16 protein-coding genes are annotated in these 21,099 nt (G+C 46.7%); 10 read left to right on the forward strand and 6 right to left on the reverse strand.

All coding sequences use genetic code 11. The features are described 5' to 3' along the window. Window positions 1–440: 440 nt before the first annotated feature. Window positions 441–2,648, forward strand: a complete 2,208-nt coding sequence (locus tag PSE7367_RS02030; RefSeq protein WP_015163698.1) for a PP2C family protein-serine/threonine phosphatase — start codon at window positions 441–443, stop codon at window positions 2,646–2,648. A 47-nt stretch (window positions 2,649–2,695) separates the two neighbouring features. Here the strand turns inward: PSE7367_RS02030 and rsmH are convergent, their stop codons facing one another. Continuing rightward, entirely contained in the window at window positions 2,696–3,577 is an 882-nt protein-coding gene (rsmH, locus tag PSE7367_RS02035) for a 16S rRNA (cytosine(1402)-N(4))-methyltransferase RsmH (protein ID WP_015163699.1), read from the reverse strand. Between the two features lie 327 nt (window positions 3,578–3,904). Between rsmH and miaB the strand changes: the two genes are divergently transcribed. From miaB to PSE7367_RS02055, 3 genes are all read left to right on the forward strand, one after another. Further along, the gene (gene miaB, locus PSE7367_RS02040) at window positions 3,905–5,260 is read left to right on the forward strand and encodes a tRNA (N6-isopentenyl adenosine(37)-C2)-methylthiotransferase MiaB (protein WP_041698781.1); all 1,356 of its coding nucleotides are present in this window, start codon (window positions 3,905–3,907) and stop codon (window positions 5,258–5,260) included. A 187-nt stretch (window positions 5,261–5,447) separates the two neighbouring features. Further along, window positions 5,448–6,095, forward strand: a complete 648-nt coding sequence (locus PSE7367_RS02045) for a response regulator transcription factor (protein WP_015163701.1) — start codon at window positions 5,448–5,450, stop codon at window positions 6,093–6,095. A gap of 521 nt (window positions 6,096–6,616) precedes the next feature. After that, window positions 6,617–7,012: a hypothetical protein gene (locus tag PSE7367_RS02055; protein ID WP_015163703.1), complete on the forward strand. Its 396-nt coding sequence runs from the start codon at window positions 6,617–6,619 to the stop codon at window positions 7,010–7,012. A 10-nt stretch (window positions 7,013–7,022) separates the two neighbouring features. Here the strand turns inward: PSE7367_RS02055 and PSE7367_RS02060 are convergent, their stop codons facing one another. Further along, window positions 7,023–7,907: a thiazole synthase gene (locus PSE7367_RS02060; RefSeq protein ID WP_015163704.1), complete on the reverse strand. Its 885-nt coding sequence runs from the start codon at window positions 7,905–7,907 to the stop codon at window positions 7,023–7,025. 378 nt (window positions 7,908–8,285) lie between these two features. Between PSE7367_RS02060 and PSE7367_RS02065 the strand changes: the two genes are divergently transcribed. From PSE7367_RS02065 to tsf, 4 genes are all read left to right on the forward strand, one after another. After that, window positions 8,286–8,744, forward strand: a complete 459-nt coding sequence (locus tag PSE7367_RS02065; protein WP_015163705.1) for an RrF2 family transcriptional regulator — start codon at window positions 8,286–8,288, stop codon at window positions 8,742–8,744. Between the two features lie 229 nt (window positions 8,745–8,973). Next, window positions 8,974–9,927, forward strand: coding sequence for a cysteine synthase A (gene cysK / locus PSE7367_RS02070; RefSeq protein ID WP_015163706.1), 954 nt, complete (start codon window positions 8,974–8,976; stop codon window positions 9,925–9,927). A gap of 156 nt (window positions 9,928–10,083) precedes the next feature. Continuing rightward, window positions 10,084–11,004 carry a 30S ribosomal protein S2 gene (gene rpsB, locus PSE7367_RS02075; protein ID WP_015163707.1) on the forward strand — a complete coding sequence of 307 codons (921 nt, stop codon included), beginning with the start codon at window positions 10,084–10,086 and terminating at the stop codon, window positions 11,002–11,004. A gap of 377 nt (window positions 11,005–11,381) precedes the next feature. Continuing rightward, complete coding sequence (tsf, locus tag PSE7367_RS02080; RefSeq protein ID WP_015163708.1) at window positions 11,382–11,993, forward strand: translation elongation factor Ts; 612 nt, start codon at window positions 11,382–11,384, stop codon at window positions 11,991–11,993. 207 nt (window positions 11,994–12,200) lie between these two features. Here the strand turns inward: tsf and PSE7367_RS02085 are convergent, their stop codons facing one another. The 4 genes from PSE7367_RS02085 to PSE7367_RS02100 all read right to left on the reverse strand — a co-directional run bounded on the left by PSE7367_RS02085 (window position 12,201) and on the right by PSE7367_RS02100 (window position 17,322). After that, window positions 12,201–12,800, reverse strand: coding sequence for a HEPN domain-containing protein (locus PSE7367_RS02085; protein ID WP_015163709.1), 600 nt, complete (start codon window positions 12,798–12,800; stop codon window positions 12,201–12,203). Between the two features lie 10 nt (window positions 12,801–12,810). Further along, entirely contained in the window at window positions 12,811–13,854 is a 1,044-nt protein-coding gene (locus PSE7367_RS02090; protein WP_015163710.1) for a DUF262 domain-containing protein, read from the reverse strand. A 56-nt stretch (window positions 13,855–13,910) separates the two neighbouring features. Further along, the gene (locus PSE7367_RS19985; RefSeq protein WP_015163711.1) at window positions 13,911–14,594 is read right to left on the reverse strand and encodes a hypothetical protein; all 684 of its coding nucleotides are present in this window, start codon (window positions 14,592–14,594) and stop codon (window positions 13,911–13,913) included. Between the two features lie 73 nt (window positions 14,595–14,667). After that, window positions 14,668–17,322: an adenylate/guanylate cyclase domain-containing protein gene (locus tag PSE7367_RS02100; RefSeq protein WP_015163712.1), complete on the reverse strand. Its 2,655-nt coding sequence runs from the start codon at window positions 17,320–17,322 to the stop codon at window positions 14,668–14,670. A gap of 1,121 nt (window positions 17,323–18,443) precedes the next feature. On the opposite strand from PSE7367_RS02100, the gene gltX reads away from it, so the two are divergent. Beyond that, entirely contained in the window at window positions 18,444–19,886 is a 1,443-nt protein-coding gene (gltX, locus tag PSE7367_RS02105; protein ID WP_015163713.1) for a glutamate--tRNA ligase, read from the forward strand. Window positions 19,887–19,953: 67 nt separating this feature from the next. Further along, the gene (cas6, locus tag PSE7367_RS02110) at window positions 19,954–21,060 is read left to right on the forward strand and encodes a CRISPR-associated endoribonuclease Cas6 (RefSeq protein WP_015163714.1); all 1,107 of its coding nucleotides are present in this window, start codon (window positions 19,954–19,956) and stop codon (window positions 21,058–21,060) included. The last annotated feature ends 39 nt before the right edge of the window (window positions 21,061–21,099 follow it).

Consider the following 21,099-nt stretch of genomic DNA (forward strand, 5'->3'; position numbering starts at 1 on the left):
GTAAATTAAGTGAGCTAGTGAGCTATTGATAAAGATTGATCAATAATATTGATAAAGATTGATCAATAATATTGATTTAGTGCTTATGTTGATCAACTAATTAAGTGTGATCTACTTCTCTATATTGAAAGACTAGTTAACTGTTAGCTAAATAACGCGATGTGCAACTAAAACTCTGAAACCCTTATATCCTCGTGCTAGTTAACCTGGATCTTGATATTTTGGATCGCTCAAACGACCTAAAATCAATGGCCTGGAAATAGTTGCACACCAGGTTAAATAGATCAGCGATCGGTTAACAGTTTGACGGCATAGATTTAAGTCACATTGCGGCTGCACTAGGCAAATTCCCCATGTTAGGCTCTATAGCATAATTAACCTGGAACAAGCTAGTTCGGTTTAAGTTGAGAATCCAATCTGAGGTATGGCAGGTTTTTTGCATGAATAAAGATGACAAACCAACTTCCTCGCATTATCTTTGGGCGGTGGGTTTAGATATCGAAGAGTTCTCTGCCGGGACGATGTTTGGCGATCGCTATCGAGTTGTTGATGCGCAAATCGTTGAGGATACCCAACCATACCAGTTCCCAGAAGCCCCCGAAGAATTGCCGATCGATGCGATCACCTATTTAAAGCTGTCGCGGTTGTTGCTAAATCTGCCGCGTCCCTATGCGGTGCTGCAATGGGAAGAAGCAATTGGCACGGCTCAGGTGATTTTGTTGGAAAATGTACCGATCGATGCCCAGGGCGAACTTTTGCCAAATCTCAGATCCAGTTGGGCGAGTGCTACACCTTTACGACAAGTTAATCTGCTTTGGCAGGTGTTGCAACTGTGGCAGCCTCTGGCGCAGCAAAATATGTGTGCCACGCTTTTGGAACAGGATTTTTTGCGGGTAGATGGCCCCTGGCTGCGAGTGCTAGAGCTAAAACCCGATGCCACCGCCACCGAATTAACCCAGTTGGGCGATCGCTGGGTGGAATGGCTGGATGATCTCGATAAGAGCAAGGTTGATGAAGACTATTATGAGCTGCTGGCCGAGTTTTTCTATGATCTGGGGCGGGGCGATCTAGAAATAAGTGATGCGATCGATCGGATTGACGCGATTGCCAACCGTATTTTTGAAGATGTACCCCTGACAGTGCGGATCGCCAGTGCGACCGATGTGGGTTTACGCCGTGATCACAACGAAGATGCCTGCTATCCCTATCCAGAGCAACAAAATCGGGAAGCCCAGCCGGATATCCTCCGCGATCGATTGGCAATTATTTGTGATGGCCTGGGTGGCCATGAGGGCGGCGAGGTGGCTAGTGCGATGGCGATCGCTACGATTGAGCGATTGCTAAAAACTTTGCTTCAACAAGTAGAAGATGAATCAGAGCCATTTTCCGCCGATAGCTTTATGGAGCAGTTGGTCAAAATTGTGCAATTGGTCAATGATCAAATTGTGGCGCTTAATGACCAGCAGCAGCGTTTGGCGCAACAGCGGATGGGCACAACCCTGGTGATGGCGGTGATCCCCAGACCCTATGGCAAATTTGGCTCGGAGGTCTATATTGTTGGCGTTGGTGATAGCCGGGTCTATTGGCTCGATCGGCACGGGTGCAAGCAAGTCACCCTCGATGATGATGTGGCCACCCGTGATAGCGTGATGGGCTACAACCTCTATGCCTATTCCTCGCAGCGAGCTGATGGGGGCGCTTTGATCCAGGCGTTGGGCACCAGATCGTCTGATCTGCTTATTCCCAGGGTGCAGCGGCTGCGGATCGATGATGACTTTTTGCTATTGCTATGTTCCGATGGATTGAGCGATTTCGATCGGGTCGAGCAGCTCTGGAAAATCCATATCCAACCGGCGCTAACCGAAAACCTTTCCCTCAGCGGTACTTGCAAAGACCTGATCGAGCAGTCAAATAAGCTCAATGGCCATGACAATGTCACGATTGCCCTGATGCGGGGGCGATTGGCTGAGCCCGATCCCAACGAAGAAGCCCCAACTGTGGAAACTCTTATTCCGGCGGCGGCGCTTGCTTCTGATGATGATGACACCGCTGGAGATGCACCATCGGACAAACCTACTAAAGCTGGCAAGAGTAAATCCAGTGCCCTGGTGGCTGCTGGCAAAGATCCTGATTCAGAGCAAAATCAAAATGAAGCAGGCATGGACTTTGAGGACGAACCCGACGCTGCAGCCGTGGCAGAGACCCTGGTAACCAAGCGTCAAGGTGGGGCAGGCTTTTTTGTGGTGCTGGTGGGGTTGATCTTGATTGGTGGTGCAGCAGCGGTATTGATCCCGCAAAGCAATCGCTGGTTGGGTGAGCAGTTCCCCTGGTTGGAGCAATATTTAACGCTAGTGCGAGGCGATCGCATCAAGCCATCGGTCAGCCCTGCTGAAGAAAATGGCAGCGAACCAACTGAAGGAGCAAACGAGACAGAACCAAACCCGGAGCGATCGCCAGATCCAGAGACAAATCCAGAGCAAAACCCGGAAACTGAACCTAGTTCAAATAATCCTGGTGGCGATGAAACCAGCACCAATGATTCCGCTGATAGTCCTAGCGAAACCGATCGCCGTTCTAATCCCGGTGGCGATGGCAAGGAAACCGACGTGATCAACACAGAAAATATTGCCGATCCGGTGGAAAGTTAGCTTTATTATCTTTCCGTTTTTACCATTAGTCACCTTATCCTTACGCTCTAGACCACAAGACGGCGGGCTAGGCGCAACTTGGCTGACCGCGATCGACTGTTAACCGCAATCTCCTCGGCCTCGGCAATGATTGGCTTCTTGGTAAGCACCTGCAAGCGATCGTCCTGACGAAAAGTGTGCTTCACGATCCGATCTTCAAGGCTGTGGAAACTAATCACGGCAATGATGCCATCCGCTGCTAACCAATCGGGTGCTTTTGCTAGCCAGGTTTCCAGGCTTTCTAGTTCACGATTGACCGCGATCCGCAAGGCTTGGAACACACGCGTAGCTGGATTGATCCGGCCATGACGATAGCGCCCCGGCACTGCTTTAGCAATCACCTGGGCTAGTTCGGTGGTGGTGTGCAATGGCCGTTGGGAGACGATCGCCCTGGCAATCCGCCGTGACAGTCGTTCTTCGCCGTAGTTATAAAAAATATTCGCCAGCTCCACCTCAGCGGCATGGTTAATCAAATCTGCGGCGGTTGTCTCCTCGGTGCGATCCATGCGCATGTCTAGATCGCCCTTAGCTTGAAAACTAAACCCCCGCTCTGGTAAGTCAATTTGGGCAGAACTTACCCCCAGATCGGCAATTATACCCGCAAATTTAACTGCGCCAGGTTCATATTCGCAGTAATTACCATGCCAGAACTGCACCCGATCGCCATATTCGATCAGGTTTTGCTGAGCCGCCGCGATCGCCATTTGGTCCCGATCGATCGCCACCAGGCTAATGTTTTTGCCCTCGGCTTTGGCTTGCTCTAGGATTAATTTGCTGTGGCCACCGCCACCGACGGTGCAATCTAGGTAAAACCCGCGATCGACAATTTCGCCTAATCCAGCGATCAGGGGTTTGGCAAGGACTGGGATATGGTGAAATTCGGAGGACAAAAATGTTTAAAGAGAAAAGGGCTATGGTCTGGGAACAATGGAGGTTGATAGTCTTAGCGATCGTTACAACCATTAATTAAGGCTACCGCAATCTGCCAAGCTTACATTCATAAGTTAATCGAACCAACGGCCTAGCTAAGTAGTAATTGTCGATCGTTTGATTTAGGTTTAGTTCAGTTAATCGCCAATTTTGAAAAAGGGTATAAAATAAAAGACTGCTACTCAAAATACCCTAAACTACAGCAGCTAAAACCCATGACCGTTACCCCTGCTAAGCCAACAGCCCCGATTGAACTAGAAAACCAAGCGCCCGATCGATCGGCTCTAATGCAAAATCTAGATCAAAAAGCGCAAAAATATCACATCGTGACCTTCGGTTGTCAGATGAACAAAGCCGACTCCGAGCGGATGGCAGGGGTATTAGAAAACATTGGCTATCGCGCCACCGACGATGCCAACGATGCCGATCTGGTTCTCTACAACACTTGCAGCATCCGCGACAATGCCGAGCAAAAAGTTTATTCTTATCTGGGCAGGCAGGCCAAGCGTAAACATAGTAACCCTGGCTTAACCCTGGTGGTGGCGGGTTGTGTGGCTCAACAGGAAGGTGAAGCCCTGATGCGGCGGGTGCCTGAGTTAGATCTGGTGATGGGGCCGCAGCATGTCAATCGCCTCGATGACCTTCTGGCGCAGGTATATGCTGGCAATCAGGTGGTTGCCATTGAAGAAGCTTTTATTGAAGAAGACATTACCAAGCCACGTCGTAGCAGTACGATCACCGCCTGGGTCAATGTGATCTATGGTTGTAATGAATCCTGCACCTATTGCATTGTGCCCTCAGTGCGGGGGCAGGAACAATCGCGTACGCCAGCCGCGATCCGCGCGGAAATCGAAGCTCTGGCAGCCCAGGGCTACAAGGAAATTACTTTGCTTGGCCAGAACATCGATGCCTATGGCCGCGATCTGCCTCCTGGTGGGATTGGGGCTGGCATTGGTGGCAAGATTACCCTGACCGATTTGCTTTATTATGTCCATGATGTGGAGGGGATCGAGCGGATTCGGTTCGCCACCAGCCACCCACGCTATTTTAGTTCGCGCTTGATTCATGCCTGCGCGGAGCTACCAAAATTATGTGAGCATTTCCACATCCCGTTCCAGTCTGGGGATAATGAATTGCTCAAAGACATGAAGCGGGGCTATACCCACGAGAAGTACCGCCGGATTATTGACCAAATCCGCGAGATTATGCCCGATGCGGCGATCAGTGCCGATGCGATCGTGGCGTTTCCCGGTGAAACCGAAGCGCAGTTTGAAAACACTTTGCGATTGGTTGAAGAAATTAGCTTTGATCTTGTGAATACGGCTGCCTATTCACCCCGCCCTGGCACTCCGGCGGCAGTATGGGAAAACCAGCTCAGCGAAGAGGTCAAAAGCGATCGCTTGCAGCGACTTAATCATTTGGTCAATCAACAGGCAGCGGAGCGATCGAAACGTTATTTAGGCCGCACTGAAGAAATATTGATCGAAGGTATTAATCCCAAGAACCCCAATCAAGTGATGGGACGCACCAGGGGCAATCGAATTACTTTTTTGAATGAACAAAAACCAGAATTAATCGGCCAAGTGGTAACTTTACAAATTACCGAAGTGCGACCGTTTAGTTTGACTGGGATCAGGATTTAAGTATTTATACTATTATCTGGAGTTATGGGTATCTGGAGTTATGGGGCGATTACTGGGCGATCGCTCCACCAAATCTAAAATCATTAGCGAATCTGGGCATAATCATGCCAATATTGCCTATACAGGAATTTGGCAAGCAAGCGATCTATAGTAAACTTCTTGCACAGGATGCCAGGATGAGCAAAATATGATCAGTAAAATCTTAATTGTTGATGATCAAGAAACCGTAATCGGTGGCACGATCGCCCCCCTGAAACAACAGTATCCCGATGCGGAAATTGTGACTGCCCAAACCGGCAAAAAAGCGATCGATCTGGTGGAGCGGCATCAGCCCGAATTGCTAGTGATGGATTTATCATTGCCCTTCGAGCCAGGGGAGCAGGCGGTTAGCGAAGTTGGCATCCAGGTATTGCGCACCGTGATGGAAAAATTCAAAACTCTCAATATTGTGGTGCATAGCATTGACCCCATGCCCTTGGTACGGCTGCGCCCAGCGATCGACAGCCATGAAGGCGGTTTCACGGTGGTGAATAAGGCGATGTCGATCCAGGACATGACCACGCGGGTTGATTGGGCGTTGCAGGGCTTGAATTATACTCCCCGCGAGATTAGAACTGGGGTTGAGGTGCGACCCGAATGGCTAGAGGTTTTAAACCTGGCCTTCAATCAAGCGCTGACCGACAAGGCGATCGCTGAGTTTATGAATGTGTCTGAACGCACGGTGCGTAACTATTGGAGCAAGATGCAGGATGCCCTGGGAGTTTATCCGGAGCAGGGCAAAAATATTCGCGTACAAACGGGCAAGCGGGCTCGTGAAGAGGGTTTGATTGATTAATTTTGATTGATTAATTGGGATTGGTGCTATTCCTAGACTGCCAAATTATTACTAAGTTAACTTATGCAAAGATGCTTAAGCATAATTAGCTGTTTGTTATGATGTGGGAACAATTAAAAGTACAGAAGGTTGGTAATAGCAAATTCAATAAAATATCCATTCTAATACTCTACCCAATCGTAAAGCTGGCAAAGACGGTTGCTTACTTTTCGCCCGATCAGGGGAATATGCATAATCCGATCGTGGGTAAAGTTAGGTCAAGTTTAACTTTGATTTTGATATTTCTAAATTTTCAGTTTTTGGTTCAAGTTTTTGATAAATAAAATTATTAAGTTAGATGTTTGTGATTCCATCTAGCTGTTTAACATGAATTTTTCTCAGGAATAATGCCGTAAAAGCAGGTAACCCCTGACTTAGGGCAAATTATTTCTAACTTAGGGCTTAGGGCTGGTTTATCACGTTGTGATTATTGTTTAATAAATGTTAAGTCGGATTGTAATCGATCTAGCCCCATAAACCATATGTCTTCAAGTCCAGTATTTTCTTCAAACACCTCCCAGCGAGGTTCAAAAAGCATTGCAATTCCTGGTACAACTAAGCCCCAAAATTCAAATTCTTATACTCAACGGCAGCAACATAGCCAGAAGCGCTATGTGCCGATATTTCTAGCGGAGCGCGATCAACAAGCTGAGCATAGCCGCTGCAATATCCATTTTGGGATGGTGCGCTATTGTCGGATTAAAAAGCGGCATGGCGATCGGCCTTTGCGAGCGATCGAATATAACCATAAATATTACAGCTTTTTTAAGCTAGCCCATAGCTGGATGGATGCTGAGGCGATCGCTATCAAATTGGATGGTGATTTTGTGATTACGGTCATGACCCAGGGGTGGGCAATCTGGCTATATCGACAATAGCTCTATCGCTCTACTTTACCAAACCCGTTTGGGGTGAACTGGCCTTGGCGATCGGCTGAATCGGAATCCGCCCCGCCAGATAAGCAAGTCGGCCAGCCTGAGTGGCCATATTCATTGCTGCACCCATCGCTGGTGCATTTTGAGCTTTGGCGATCGCTGTATTAATCAACAACGCATCTGCGCCCATTTCCATTGCCGTTGCTGCTTCGCTGGGCGTACCGATCCCGGCATCCACCACCACCGGAATTTTGGCTTGCTCAATGATAATGGCGATGTTAGCGGCACATTTCAACCCCTGCCCCGAACCGATCGGTGAACCCAATGGCATCACCGTAGCGCAGCCAATTTCCTCTAGAGCCTTGGCCAACAGAGGATCAGCATTGATATAGGGCAGCACCGCAAAGCCTTCTTTAACCAATTGTTCGGCAGCGCGGTAAGTACCGATCGGATCGGGCAATAGATATTTAGGATCGGGAATTACTTCAAGTTTAATGAAGTTATTATCTTCCTGGCCAAGGATCTTAGCCATTTCCCGCCCCAACCGGGCCACTCGGATCGCTTCTTCGGCTGTTTTGCAGCCCGCCGTATTGGGCAGCAGCCAATATTTTTGCCAGTCCAATGCTTCTGCCAAACCCTCATGACCAGGGGCATTTGTTTGTACCCGTCGCACCGCTACGGTAATAATTTCACTGCCACTAACTGCGATCGCCGATCGCATTACTTCAAAATTGCTGTATTTGCCCGTGCCAGTCATCAAGCGAGAGTTGAATTTACGGCCAGCGATTTCGAGCGGCTGATCGTCGATCCCTAGCTGCTTTGGATCGAGCTGGATTGATCGATCGGGCTGCGCAGGATGCAAATCATTATTGGTGGGAGCGTGAGGCTGGGTGATCATAATTGCGGATTTTAAATGATTTTATTTAACTAATTTTCTATGGCTTGGGATCGACTAGGGCGATCGCCATCAACTAAAACTTCAAAGACCTGAGGATATTTATTCTAATCATTTCTGCGCTGGCATTGTCTAGAATTTTGTTTTTTTCAAGATCAGCAAAATCATTGCGATTGGCTTGAGGCACTCTTGGCCTTAAATTAGTCTCTAAAGTATTGCAAATTGTTACCTACACAAGGGTAGTATGCGTTTGAATTAATCGCTGAAATATTGCCTATAAGAGGATTAAACAGTTGAAAGTTTTACCTTCTAGACAATTAAATCCACAATTCCCTGCGTCATACCGGAGTATGATCATTTAAGATCGTTATAATTTAGATTGTGGAACTTTCGTTAAAAAGTGAATATGCGCTGCTGGCATTGATCGTTCTGGCAAATCATTACAGCGCTGCTCAGCCCTTGCAAATTCGCCAGATCGCCAGTCAACAAAACATTCCCGATCGCTATTTGGAACAACTCCTGGCCACCCTGCGCCGCAATGGTTTGGTGCGTAGTCAACGTGGCTCCAAGGGAGGCTATTTATTAGCCCGCGAGCCCTGGCATATCACTGTATTGGAAGTGGTGCAGTGCATTGAAGGAATTGAACCTAATGCTGGTGGCCAGAATGGTAAGGCCAACCCAACTACCCAGGAACAGGAAACTCCAGCCGGTTTGGTAGTTAAGGAATTATGGCAAGCGGCGCAACAAGCTGCTGCTGAAGTTTTAGATAGTTGCACGCTCAAGGATTTGTGTGAGCAGGAAAAGCAAAAGCAGGGCACTAATCCGATGTATTACATTTAACTAGTACAGGTAGTGCTGAAAAAGTAAGGATCTAGGAGATAGTTGAATATCCATAACCCAAATAAGCTAAGCTCCGAATTTTAAATCGATTGCCAATTATCCTTACTACCGCATGACTACCCTAGTACATTTATATTTAGATTGCATAAATCAAATTCAGCTAATACATTTAGCTTTGTGGTTTTAAATTGTTATCATTAGTAGTTTTTTATTAGATATTGTTTGAGCTATGAAGATCGCCCATGATGTCACCGAATTAGTTGGTAATACTCCCCTAGTGCAGCTCAACCGCATTCCCGCCGCAGAAGGTTGTGTGGCCAGAATTGTGGTCAAGTTAGAGGGTATGAATCCGGCTGCCTCAGTTAAGGATCGGATCGGCACCAATATGATCAATGAGGCTGAAGCGGCAGGGGCGATCCTCCCCGGTAAAACGATTCTGGTGGAGCCAACCTCTGGGAATACGGGGATTGCTTTGGCAATGGTGGCTGCGGCCAAGGGTTATCAATTAATCCTGACGATGCCAGATACGATGAGTATGGAACGCCGCGCTATGCTGCGAGCCTATGGTGCGCAACTGGAACTAACTCCAGGGATTGAGGGAATGGGTGGGGCGATCGCCAAAGCCCAGAGTATTGTAGACAATACGCCCAATGCATTTATGTTGCAGCAGTTTGCCAACCATGCTAATCCAGCCATGCACCGCAAAACCACTGCCGAGGAGATCTGGCAAGATACCGATGGGCAGGTGGATTTTGTGATCGCTGGGGTCGGCACTGGTGGCACGATCACGGGTATTGCTGAGGTAATCAAGGAGCGCAAACCTTCGTTTCAAGCGATCGCCGTGGAGCCTGCCAATTCGCCGGTGCTTTCCGGTGGCAAGCCAGGCCCCCATCGCATTCAGGGTATTGGCGCTGGGTTTATTCCCGAAGTGCTGAAGGTAGAACTAATCGACGAAGTGGTCACAGTCACCGACGAAGAAGCGATCGCCTATGGGCGCAGGCTGGCGCGGGAGGAAGGTTTATTGTCAGGCATTTCCACGGGGGCGGCGTTATGTGCGGCGATCGAGATCGGCAAGCGACCAGAGAATAAAGACAAGTTGATCGTGATGGTTCAGCCTAGTTTTGGTGAGCGCTATCTGAGTACGCCATTGTTCCAGGATCTAGAACTAGTGGCATTAACATAGTCTTTGATTGCTTAGTTGCATAATGTGTTAACCTAGTTAGGCTGTAAAAATAAAATCCACACGTCTAGGGATTCGGGTGTTTTGAGTAGATAATTAAAAATCGCCAAGATGCAGCCTAGACGCAAGGAATAACCCGAACAAGGAGTTAAATAGAATATGCCCGTAGTCTCCCTAGCCGAGTTGCTAGAGTCAGGAGTCCACTTTGGTCACCAGACCCGGCGCTGGAATCCCAAAATGGATTCATACATTTTCACCGAACGTAACGGCGTTCATATTATTGATCTGGTGCAAACTGCCCAATGCATGGAGCAAGCCTATCAATATATGCGTCAAGCCTCCGAGCAAGGCAAGAAAGTTTTATTTGTCGGCACCAAGCGTCAAGCTGCCGGCATTATTGCCCAGGAAGCAGCCCGCTGTGGTGGCCACTATGTTAACCAGCGCTGGTTGGGTGGTATGCTCACCAACTGGACCACGATCAAAACCCGGATCGAACGGCTCAAGGATTTATTGCGCCGCGAAGAAAGTGGGGCAATGGATCGGATGCCCAAGAAAGAAGCAGCCAGAGCCAGACGTGAACTGGATAAGCTCCAGAAGTATTTGGGTGGCCTCAAGTCCATGCGCAAGCCCCCCGATATTGTGGTGATCGTCGATCAAAAGCGTGAGTACAATGCGGTGCAGGAATGCCAAAAGCTCAAAATCCCGATCGTGTCTCTGCTTGATACCAACTGCGATCCCGATACCGCCGATATTCCGATCCCCGCTAATGATGATGCGATCCGATCGGTTAAGTTAATCATCAGTCGGTTGGCCGACGCGATCTATGAAGGTAAACATGGCCAAATTGACGAGGTTGACTATGATAGTGCTGGCAACCCCGAAGATTTTGTGGATGAGGCATACGTCGAAACAGTTGCGGCGGAAGAGACTGTAACTGCGGCGGAAGCAGTAGCTACGGCGGTGGAAGAAACCGCTACTGTAGCTGAAGAAGCTGCAACTACCGCTACGGCTGTTCAAGAAACGGCTACCGCAGTAGAAGAGGCTGCGGCTGCGAGCAAATCCGGCGGCGAAGAAGAATAAGTTAGCGATCGCTTCTTGTCACAACTGTCACAACTGGTTGGATATCCGGTCAGCTCGATCGGTAATTACCAGCAAGTCGTTGTGATGATGTGGGTTGAGATAGTTTAACCTAAATATATATGCCTGCTGGGTAATTTTGAGTAATTGTGGCGATCGCTACGATTTAAGCCTGTATGGTTTAAATGCCTTAAGGCACTAATAAGGCGGTAGGGAGTTGTTGTCTTTGACTAATAAGACTAATAACTCTTTACTCACTTAGTAGGTTATCTTCGGTATATGTTCGATCTAGACTCGATCTAAACCAAGCTCTTAGCTTCTAGCTAATTAATTAAGCAAACTAGTAACCAATTTAAGCATTTGAAGTTGGATTGAAAATCATGGCAGAAATAAGCGCTAAGCAAGTTAAAGAACTTCGGGCCAAAACCGGAGCCGGGATGAAAGATTGTAAGGTTGCCCTGACAGAGTCTGAAGGTGACGAGAAGAAAGCCACGGAATGGCTGAGACAGAAGGGTTTGGCTTCTGCCGGCAAAAAAGCTGGTCGCGCTGCTTCGGAAGGAATTATTCACAGCTATATTCACTTTGGAGCCAGAATTGGCGTGTTAGTGGAAGTCAATTGCGAAACTGACTTTGTGGCACGTCGTGAAGAGATTAAAGAACTGGCTGATAATGTGGCCAAGCAGATCGCTGCCTCTGCCAATGTCAAATACGTCAGTGTTGCAGATATTCCCCAGGCGTATATTGACCAGGAGAAAGAGATCGAAGCGAAGAAAGATGATCTGGCCAAGAAGCCTGACAATATCAGGGAAAAGATTGTCCAGGGGCGGATCGACAAACAGCTTAAGGAGCTTTGCTTGCTGGATCAACCCTATATCAAAGATCCTTCGATCACCATAGATGAGTTGGTCAAGCAGACTGCCTCCAAATTGAGCGAGAATGTTAAGGTGAGTCGCTTTGCCCGCTTTGTGGTTGGTGAAAGTGACGAGGAATAGTGAGGTAAGCTCTATCCTATCCTTAATTAGTTAGGTTGTTGAGTTAGTCTAAACGTAGAAATAATCAGGATTGACTTGCTAACAGGCTCATTCACAAGTTAAAAGCAATCTGGCAACAGGGTTTGTAAAGCCCAATAATCCAATAAATAGATAAATCGCCTCTAGTTATGGTTGGGTAGCAACCCCCTGAACCAGCTAAAGGCTTTTTTAATTTAAGTAGTCTTTGCTCATAATTACTTCATCGATCGCGGCTAGATATTCTTTCACCACCTCGATTCTTTTTGCGAGATCGCCAAAAGTAAAAGATGCACTTTGATTCCTATGTACAATGATATTTCTATTTTCGATAAAAGTACCTATCTGGGGTTTTAAGTTTTCAAACTGCTCTGAAGTAGTTAAATCTAAATCTAGTATTTTAAAACATGAAATAGTTTTTTCTATGTTGCCAGATATCGATGCGATGTAATCTTTATAAGCCTTATTCTTCTCAATTTTGAAATATTGACCTGGGGATCTATCTTTCTTTTTGTATTTCTCAGTATTAGTAGCCCAGACAATTATACTGCTTGGGATCTTTATATCGTCTAGGCTTTGGTTAAATTTATCAACGCACTGATCAAATGCATCCTTGATATAAGTTTCAATGTAAGTACAGGCAAGAACAATAAATGAATTGATCAAAAAAGTTGCATGGTCTAATAAAAACTCATCACCTTCAGCAAGCTTTGTTTGTGCATCCAAAATTGATAATTTGAGTTGATCCAAATACTCAGCCGTGATCAGATAAAGCTGTGAATTACTAGCCATTTCTTCTGAGCTATTTAATCAATTCTAATTTGCTTGCCCATACTTGCCTTCTAGCAAGAATAGAACTTTTCTTTACTAATCCACCTGATAAAGTTTTTTGAAACTCTTGTTCATTACACATCTCTTTGAACTTGGAATATATTTCTGTCCTATGTCCTTCTATAAACTCACGTGAGTAGTTTTGTAAGCTGTACATTTGCGTATCGTAGATCGCTATACTTTTCCCCCTACGATTGCTTTGATTTGCTAAATTTTTAAATATCTCATTATCAAAAACTATGCGACATTTTTCTAATGTATTTTGAAATAAGGTTTCCATTTCGGAACAAGAAGTCACAGACAAATCTTGATTCTTAAACATGTATCTGTTGAGATAGTCACTTAAATTATCATTGTAATCATCTAAATTATTGTTTAAAGCAAAAAATCTGATAACTAATTCTTCGCCTTGGCGATTTTTGCCCATGCCAGAAACTAATTTTCTTATTTCCTCTAGCTGAGATAATTTTGCGAGGAGATCATCTAGAGTGCCAGGATATAGAGCATGACGAATTTCTTGAGAAGTTAATCTAACAGCTCCTTGATTCACTCTATTGACGACATCAACTAGCAGAAATCTATCGTTCTTATTTCTAAAAACAATACATCTGATTGTGTAAGTCTTAATTTGTTTTTGAATTATCGGGTCAAGATCTTTAAAATATAAGTTATTAAGTTCTGGATATACAGTCAATCCAGTGAAGGCAAATTCGTTTTTAATGAATCTGTAAACAGAGTTAATTCTATTTAAGCCATCAATTACCAAATGATTCCTATTCCCATCCTCAGCAAAATAACAAGACGGTAATGGTATTTGCATTAAACAAGATTCAATGAACCTTGAGGCTGTTTCTTCTGTCCATTTATAGTTTCCACGGAATGCATAATTTAGAATTAGGCTGGGCGTAGGTTTTTCATCAATTTTGTTAACCAGCATCTCAAAAGGATAGTCGATCGGATATAAATTGAGTTCCCGTTGAGGGATTTGCTGTTTATTTTTTGCGGTAGAAACCATAATTTTAAATTCGTAGCGATCGCGTTTTTTATATATTAATCACAATAACAAAAAAATTAGTCATCAAGATTTTGTAAATGCCGCATTTTCTGCTGCACATTGATCCCCACCTGCAACGCATCATTGAGCAGTTTGCCATATTCGCCCACCCGATCGCGGATTTGCAAAGACCTTAAAGCCGTCAAATCCACTGATAAATGCTCAGGATTAAATTGGGGGTTCTCGCGCAGGATTCTTTCGGTGCGTAGAGCTAGCAAAATCTCATCTTTGGAAGCTTTGACCGCCTGGATTGTTTCTTGCCGATCGACAATGTCAATTTGGTGACCCGCCTGTTTGAGCTGATCCAGCACCTTAATGTCGTGAATCACTTTATTGTGGCGATTTACATCTTCGAGCAGGTTCAACAGATCGGCGCTAAATTGCTGGCGTTGCGATCGCATTTGCTGGGTGAATTTGGCTTTCACTTCCAGTTCCATCAAGAACCACAGCAACATGGGTCCAATCACAATTAACCAGAAGAAAGAAAAGTAAGCCAGATAAGACCAGATCCCTGCCCCTTGCAGCAACAGAATAAATATGGCGAGCCAAACCAGGGGCAAAGTGATCGCGGCGATCAAAAAGGTAGAGCGATTTCGGAACCGGGGCGATCGATAGGTAGCGGCATCGGGATTCAGCCCAGTGATCTGCCGCAGATCGGTTTTGGTGATTTCTAAACTCGCCAGATCTGGTTCCACTGTCATGGCGATCGCCCCTTTGTAGTTGCTCGAATAATAATTAATAATTGAGTGATTTCTGGTTTGCCGCAGCTTACCACTACTTTTCAGTCAGGCTCCAAATCCCATCCCAATCATCACCGGGAGGCTTTTGCAGGAAATGTTGACAGCGACTTAGATGCAACGAGGCGGCCTTGTTACTGCGATCGAGTTCTAGCACCCGACCAAACTGCGCCATCGAACTAGCAAACTGGCGCTGAAGATAAAGATTACGGCCGCGATCGTAAAGTTCCATGATTTCTTGCTTGGGGGCTGGAATTGAGTTGCTGCGCAGGTCTACCAGCTCATAAATGGAGATCGCCTTATTTTTGCCCTTCACCTTAATCCGATCCAGCTCCGTTACCCATACTCGATCCTGGCAATAGGCATAGGTACTCTCACTGATAATAATATCGCAGCCATATTGCTTGGTGGCTCCTTCCAGGCGCGAGCCCAAATTTACGCCATCACCGATCGAAGTTAGCTCCATCCGCTTACTGGAGCCAATATTACCGCTAATTACCGTATCCGAATTGATGCCAATGCCAATATTCAAAATTGTCAGGCAGATCTCTTCTGGCGTGACGGGCTCACAACCATTGCGATCGATAAATTGCTGGAGACGCTGCTGATTAAACTGCACGAGCCTATGGCGCATTTCTACTGCCGCCTGTACCGACATCCAGGCGTGATCCTCTAGATACAACGGTGAACCAAACACCGCCATGATCGCATCACCAATATATTTATCCAGTGTGCCTTTAAATTCAAATACCGCATCCACCATCAACTCAAAATATTGATTGAGCATTTCCACCACTTCTTCCGCCTGCATTTGCTCAGTGATGGTGGTGTAGCTGCGGATATCCGAAAACAGCACGGAAACTTCTTCTCGTTTACCACCCAGCTCAGTCTCACCACTGGATAGAAGCTGTTCGGCTACTTCCTGGGTCATGTAGCGATAGAAGGTATTTTTAAGCCGTTTTTCCTGGCTAATATCTTCCATCACCACCAGCGCCCCGCGCACATTACCAGTTTCATCATCATCAAAATCAAACATGGTATTGACTGAGAAATTGACGCTGCGCTCGCTGCCATTGAGGGCGGTTAGAGTTTGATCGGGATAATACTGCTTACTGCTTTTGGCATTTTTAGCTTCCAGGGCTGAATCGAACCAATTGGCAAACATGCCCTTATCAATGTTAATGATGTCATAGATCGATCGACCTTCGAGGCGATAGTCATGGCCAAGATCGCCACAGCCCAATAATTCATAGGCTCGTTCATTGACGGCAATAATATTACCTTTATTATCGGTAGAAATCACCGCATCGGAAAGGCTGCGCAGAATGTCCTGCTGCATTTTTTGCTCTTGCTTGACCTTTTCAAACAGCTTGGCATTTTCTAGGGCTACGCCAGCCTGCACATTAAAGGCCTTCATGAAATCTTCATCACCACTGTTAAAACTGGCTTTGAATATTTCCGGCGCTTCTGGCCAGGCCGCAGGATCATATTCTGGGAAGTCACCGCGCTGGCGTTTGTTCACCAATTGGGTCACGCCAATTAGTTCTTGAGCCGAATTGAAGATTGGCATACATAGCAGGCTACAGGTGCGATAACCATTGGATTGGTCAAACTTTTTAGAGTTTTCCGAATCGGCATGGTTATATAAATCAAAGGAAATATTTAATACATTGCCTGTTTCTGCTACCCGCCCAGCATAGCCAACGCCCAATGGTACGCGCAGTTCTTTGGTGGTGCCATCTGCCAGTGATATCCGTGTCCACAGGTCATGGCGATCGCGGTCGATCAGCCATAGGGTACTGCGATCGGCATCCATGAGTTGTTTGGCCTCATCCATCACCTTTTTGAGGGTGGTTTCGAGGTCTAAACTTTGCCCCAGAGACATCGCCGCCTGCATCAGTGCTTCCGCGGCACGTTGCTTTTGAGCCGCCAAATAGAAAGCTTGCGAACTCTCTAAGATCAGTCGCATAGATGGTGCAAACTGGGCAAATAGCGCCTGGTCTTCCTGGCTAAACCCATAGGTATCGATCCGATCTTCCAGCGGAATGCTCCCATCTAGGCTGGTGAGTTTGTTGATTAGCTGCACCACCGCAACTAGATCGCCATTGTCATTGAGCAGCGGCATCGCCAGCATCGTATAGGTGCGATAGCCAGTGCGATCGAATTGTTTTTTAGCCTGAATGGAGCGGGGATCATCAAAAAAGTCGTAGAGAATATTGACCGTATTTTTGGTGAGGGCAACTTCTCCAGCGATGCTATTGGGAGCAAGAGGAATTCTGATTTCAATACTTTTGCCAGCCTCACCCTCTTTGGGGACATTTGACCAGAGTTGATCACGTTCCGCATCGAGCAAAAAAATCGTGGTGCGATCGGCACTGAGCAACTCACCAATTTTGAAGCGGATCGCCTGGAGCATTTCATCCAGGATCACATCAAAATCAGTATTGAGTAGACCCAGGGTTTGATTGACCACCCGCAGTCTTTGCTCAACATCAGTAACCGCCTGCTTAAAATTGTCCTGGGTGAGCGGAGCCAGCACTGAAGCAAAGCTGCCTCGCTTAGTTACCAGGGCACCGGCATAATTTGGCGCTGGTGTACTTCTAGCGCCAGTATTAATATTATCGCTAATGTTGTCGCTATCTGTGACGATGTCAACTATGACAGCCGATTGATCTTCTGATGGTAATGTCATAATCGCACTGAAAGAAGATAATTATTGCCCCAAATATGCCGCTGGACTATATCTGATCATAATTCGATTCATAGTTCGATCGCAATTGGTCAATTTTAAACCTAACTTTGATTGAATGTTGGTGAGCCAGCCTAATAAATATAGAGATTAATTCAAGATAGCGATCGGGTTGATTAGCAACAGCCCCAATCCATTAATACTTTCTACCTAAAATATTAAACTACTGCCCATGCATTACCCTAGTTAGTGGCATGCAAACTTATGCACATAATCAATCGGCTGACTTCTAACCCAAACCAATTTAGTTAAATGATTTGAGCTGATTGATTGCTGATTGGTTAAAGATTTTGGCTCAGAAGGCACGATCGCCAGTCTCAGCATCTAACTCAATCTAATCTCTCTAAATTTAATCAGCATTAAATTAGGTAAGGCACCGATCGCTGCTAGAGCATAGCTAACTAGTATCTTATCCAGGTTTCACAATAACACGGTAGCTTAGGCATCCAAATCTAGGGCTGTAAGCCAGCTTATTCCTTTTGTTTACTAACTTCGTACTCGTTAACTTACTTAACCAGAATTCTCTAGCTAGCTACCAAAACACATAACCCAAATATCTAGCCTAATTTAGGTTCACCTAAAATTGGGTAAAAGTTATCACCAAAATCACAACAGCTATGGTTCGGAGCTGGCGGCCAAAAAACGGTGTCAGAAAATGTAATACTACCACATCTGGCCTGGGATAAAGGCTGCGTAATTCCGCTTAAAGACGCTCAGTGCGGCCCTTTGGCATAATCATGCTTCTGTTTGTTTGGTAGGTTGGCGAATTGAATTACCTGATTCAAATTGCCTGATTCAAATTTAAGGTCAAGCCTTGCCAACATAAAGCTAGAATAGTTGCTGGCTAAATTTTGGTAACTGAGGCGATCGCCTTAATTAAGCTCTTACGCAAGTTAGATATCTTAGATTTCTAGGTTTGTGATTTCTAGGTTTGTGATCCTGGCCAAAAGCTCTGAGCTAACCTAGCTAATCAACTACATGCTTCCTCTCAATGGCTATTAAAGCTGTTGAGTAGATATGTAGATATTTAGTTAAATTCAATCGATCAATAAATAATAAACAACATGACTGTTCGTGTCCGCATTGCACCAAGTCCTACTGGCAATCTCCACATTGGTACTGCCCGTACGGCGATGTTTAACTGGCTCTATGCCCGCCGTCATGGGGGCAAGTTTGTGCTGCGGATCGAAGACACCGACAAGCAACGATCGCGCCCGGAATATACCGAGAATATTCTGAAGGGGCTGGAATGGTTGGGGTTAGATTATGACGAAGGGCCCATTTATCAAAGTGATCGTTTCGATCGGCACGTGGAAATGGTGCAATTATTGCTCGATCGGGGTTTGGCCTATTATTGCTATACCTCAGCAGCGGAGCTGGAGCAAATGCGGCAGGAGCAAGCCGCCAAAAAGCAAGCCCCCCGTTATGACAATCGCCACCGTAATTTGACCCAGGCACAGCGGGATCAGTTTGCTGCCCAGGGACGGATTCCGGTGATCAGATTTATTATTCAAGAGCCGCGCGAAATTGTCTGGACAGACCTGGTGCGGGGCAAGGTGACCTGGAATAGCCGCGATCTGGGGGGGGATATGGTGATCGCTAAGGTGGACGAAACTGGCGCAATTAGTCAGGCACTCTATAACTTTGCGGTGGTGGTGGATGATCTGGATATGGAGATCAGCCAGGTGATTCGTGGCGAAGACCACATTGCCAATACGGCTAAGCAGATTTTGCTCTATGAGGCATTCGATCGCCAACCGCCAGAATTTGGCCACACGCCACTGATTCTTAATGCTCAGGGAGCCAAAATTTCCAAGCGCGATGGCGCTACCTCCGTCGATGAGTTTCGAGCAATGGGATATGTACCGGAGGCGTTTAATAACTATATGGTGTTGCTGGGTTGGTCACCGGCTGATGCGAAGGAGATTTTTAGCCTGGATGAGGCGGCTCAGGTGTTTGACTTCGATCGCGTCAACAAGGCTGGAGCCCGGTTCGATTGGGATAAGCTCAATTGGATCAATAGCCAGTATTTGCACCATATGGACATTGGCGATCTGTGCGATCGACTCGTCCCCGTCTGGCAAGCAGCGGGATATGATTTAGAGCAACCGGGGATCGATCGGGATTGGCTGATGGCGTTGGTAGAAATTATTGCGCCAAGCCTGACCCGCCTGAATGATGCGATACAAATGACCAGCTTTTTCTTTACCAGTTCATTAACCTACACCGATGAAGCCAAGGGCGTTCTGGAGCCCGACGAGGTGCGAGGAATTTTGCAGGATTTGCTAACGGAATTGAAGGCCGCCAGTACATTAGACCAAGAAAGCGTAAATGGCATCCTCAAGAGCGTAACCAAGGCCAAAGGAGTTAAGAAAGGCAAGGCAATGCGACCCCTACGGGCAGCGATCACTGGGGATGTACATGGCCCCGACTTGATTCCTTCGTTGTTATTGTTGGCGCAGCGTGATGTTCTGGTAAATCGGTTGGCAGCGGCGATCGCCCTTTGATCTTTAAGCCCTTTAAACAATCCCCTGCGGGGGACTATAATGTTGGGCATAGCTTTAGCGATCGGCCATGTCAATCAAACCGCAATTCAAGCCCTGGACGGCGAGTACCGAGATCGTTGGCGTAACCCTGACGCTGCGATCGACCCTGGATAATCTTTTACCTGCCAACTATGGCGTGGGGCTCCATGCCTGGTTTCTGCATCAGGTACGCGACAGCGATCCCATTCTTTCCGCCTATTTGCATGATGGCGAATCGGAAAAACCCTTCACCCTCTCGCCTCTGGTGGGTAAGTTGCTCAGTCGTGGCGATCGTCTGCTATTGCCCAAGCAAACTTTATACCGCTGGACAATCACCGCCCTCTATAAGCCTCTGTGTAAGTGGTTGGCAAAGTGGTTAAAAAATGTGCCAGAGGCGATCGATTTGCGGGATGCGACCCTGCCGATCGAGGCGATCGAGATTTCTTTGCCAGCGATGACCTATAAAAAAATGTTCAAGGTGGAGCGGCAGCTAGCTCGCAACTTCACCCTTAGTTTTACTTCGCCAACGGGGTTCCGATCGAAGGGGCACCACCTGCCCTTGCCGATTCCGCGTAATGTATTTCATAGTTATTTGCGGCGCTGGAGTGATTTTGCCAAGCAATCGATCGACAAAGAAGAATTCCTGAACTGGGTCGAGGAGAAGGTTTATATCAATAGTCATAATATCGCCACAATCAAGACGGCGGCAGGGAAGCGGGGGATGGTAACTGGGTTTACTGGGGTGGTGGAATTTGGCATTGATGGCGCGGCTCGAAATGACCTGACGCAGATGCAATTGCTACAAGCGCTGGTGCGTTATGCGCCCTATTGCGGCACGGGGCACAAGACTACGTTTGGGCTGGGGCAGACTAGCCTGGGCGAGGCGGAGGGATATGATCTGGCGTTGCCAGCGATCGCGGAGATTAAGCTGGCCGATCGGATCGCGGCACTGACGGATATTTTTCTGGCGCAGAGGAAACGACCGAATAACGATCGATCGCGGCAGATTACGGCTACCTGGGCGACGGTGTTGGCAAGGCGGGAGTTTGGCGAATCGTTGCAGGACATTGCCGTTGATTTGGAGTTGAATTATCAAACCGCGAAAACCTATGTGAAGCTGGCGCGGCGGGCTTTGCGAGAGCATGAAGGGAATTAGATTTATATTTTTTGCATTTTTTAACCCGAGCGGACTGGA

The sequence above is a fragment of the Pseudanabaena sp. PCC 7367 genome (assembly GCF_000317065.1).
Lineage (GTDB): Bacteria > Cyanobacteriota > Cyanobacteriia > Pseudanabaenales > Pseudanabaenaceae > Thalassoporum > Thalassoporum mexicanum.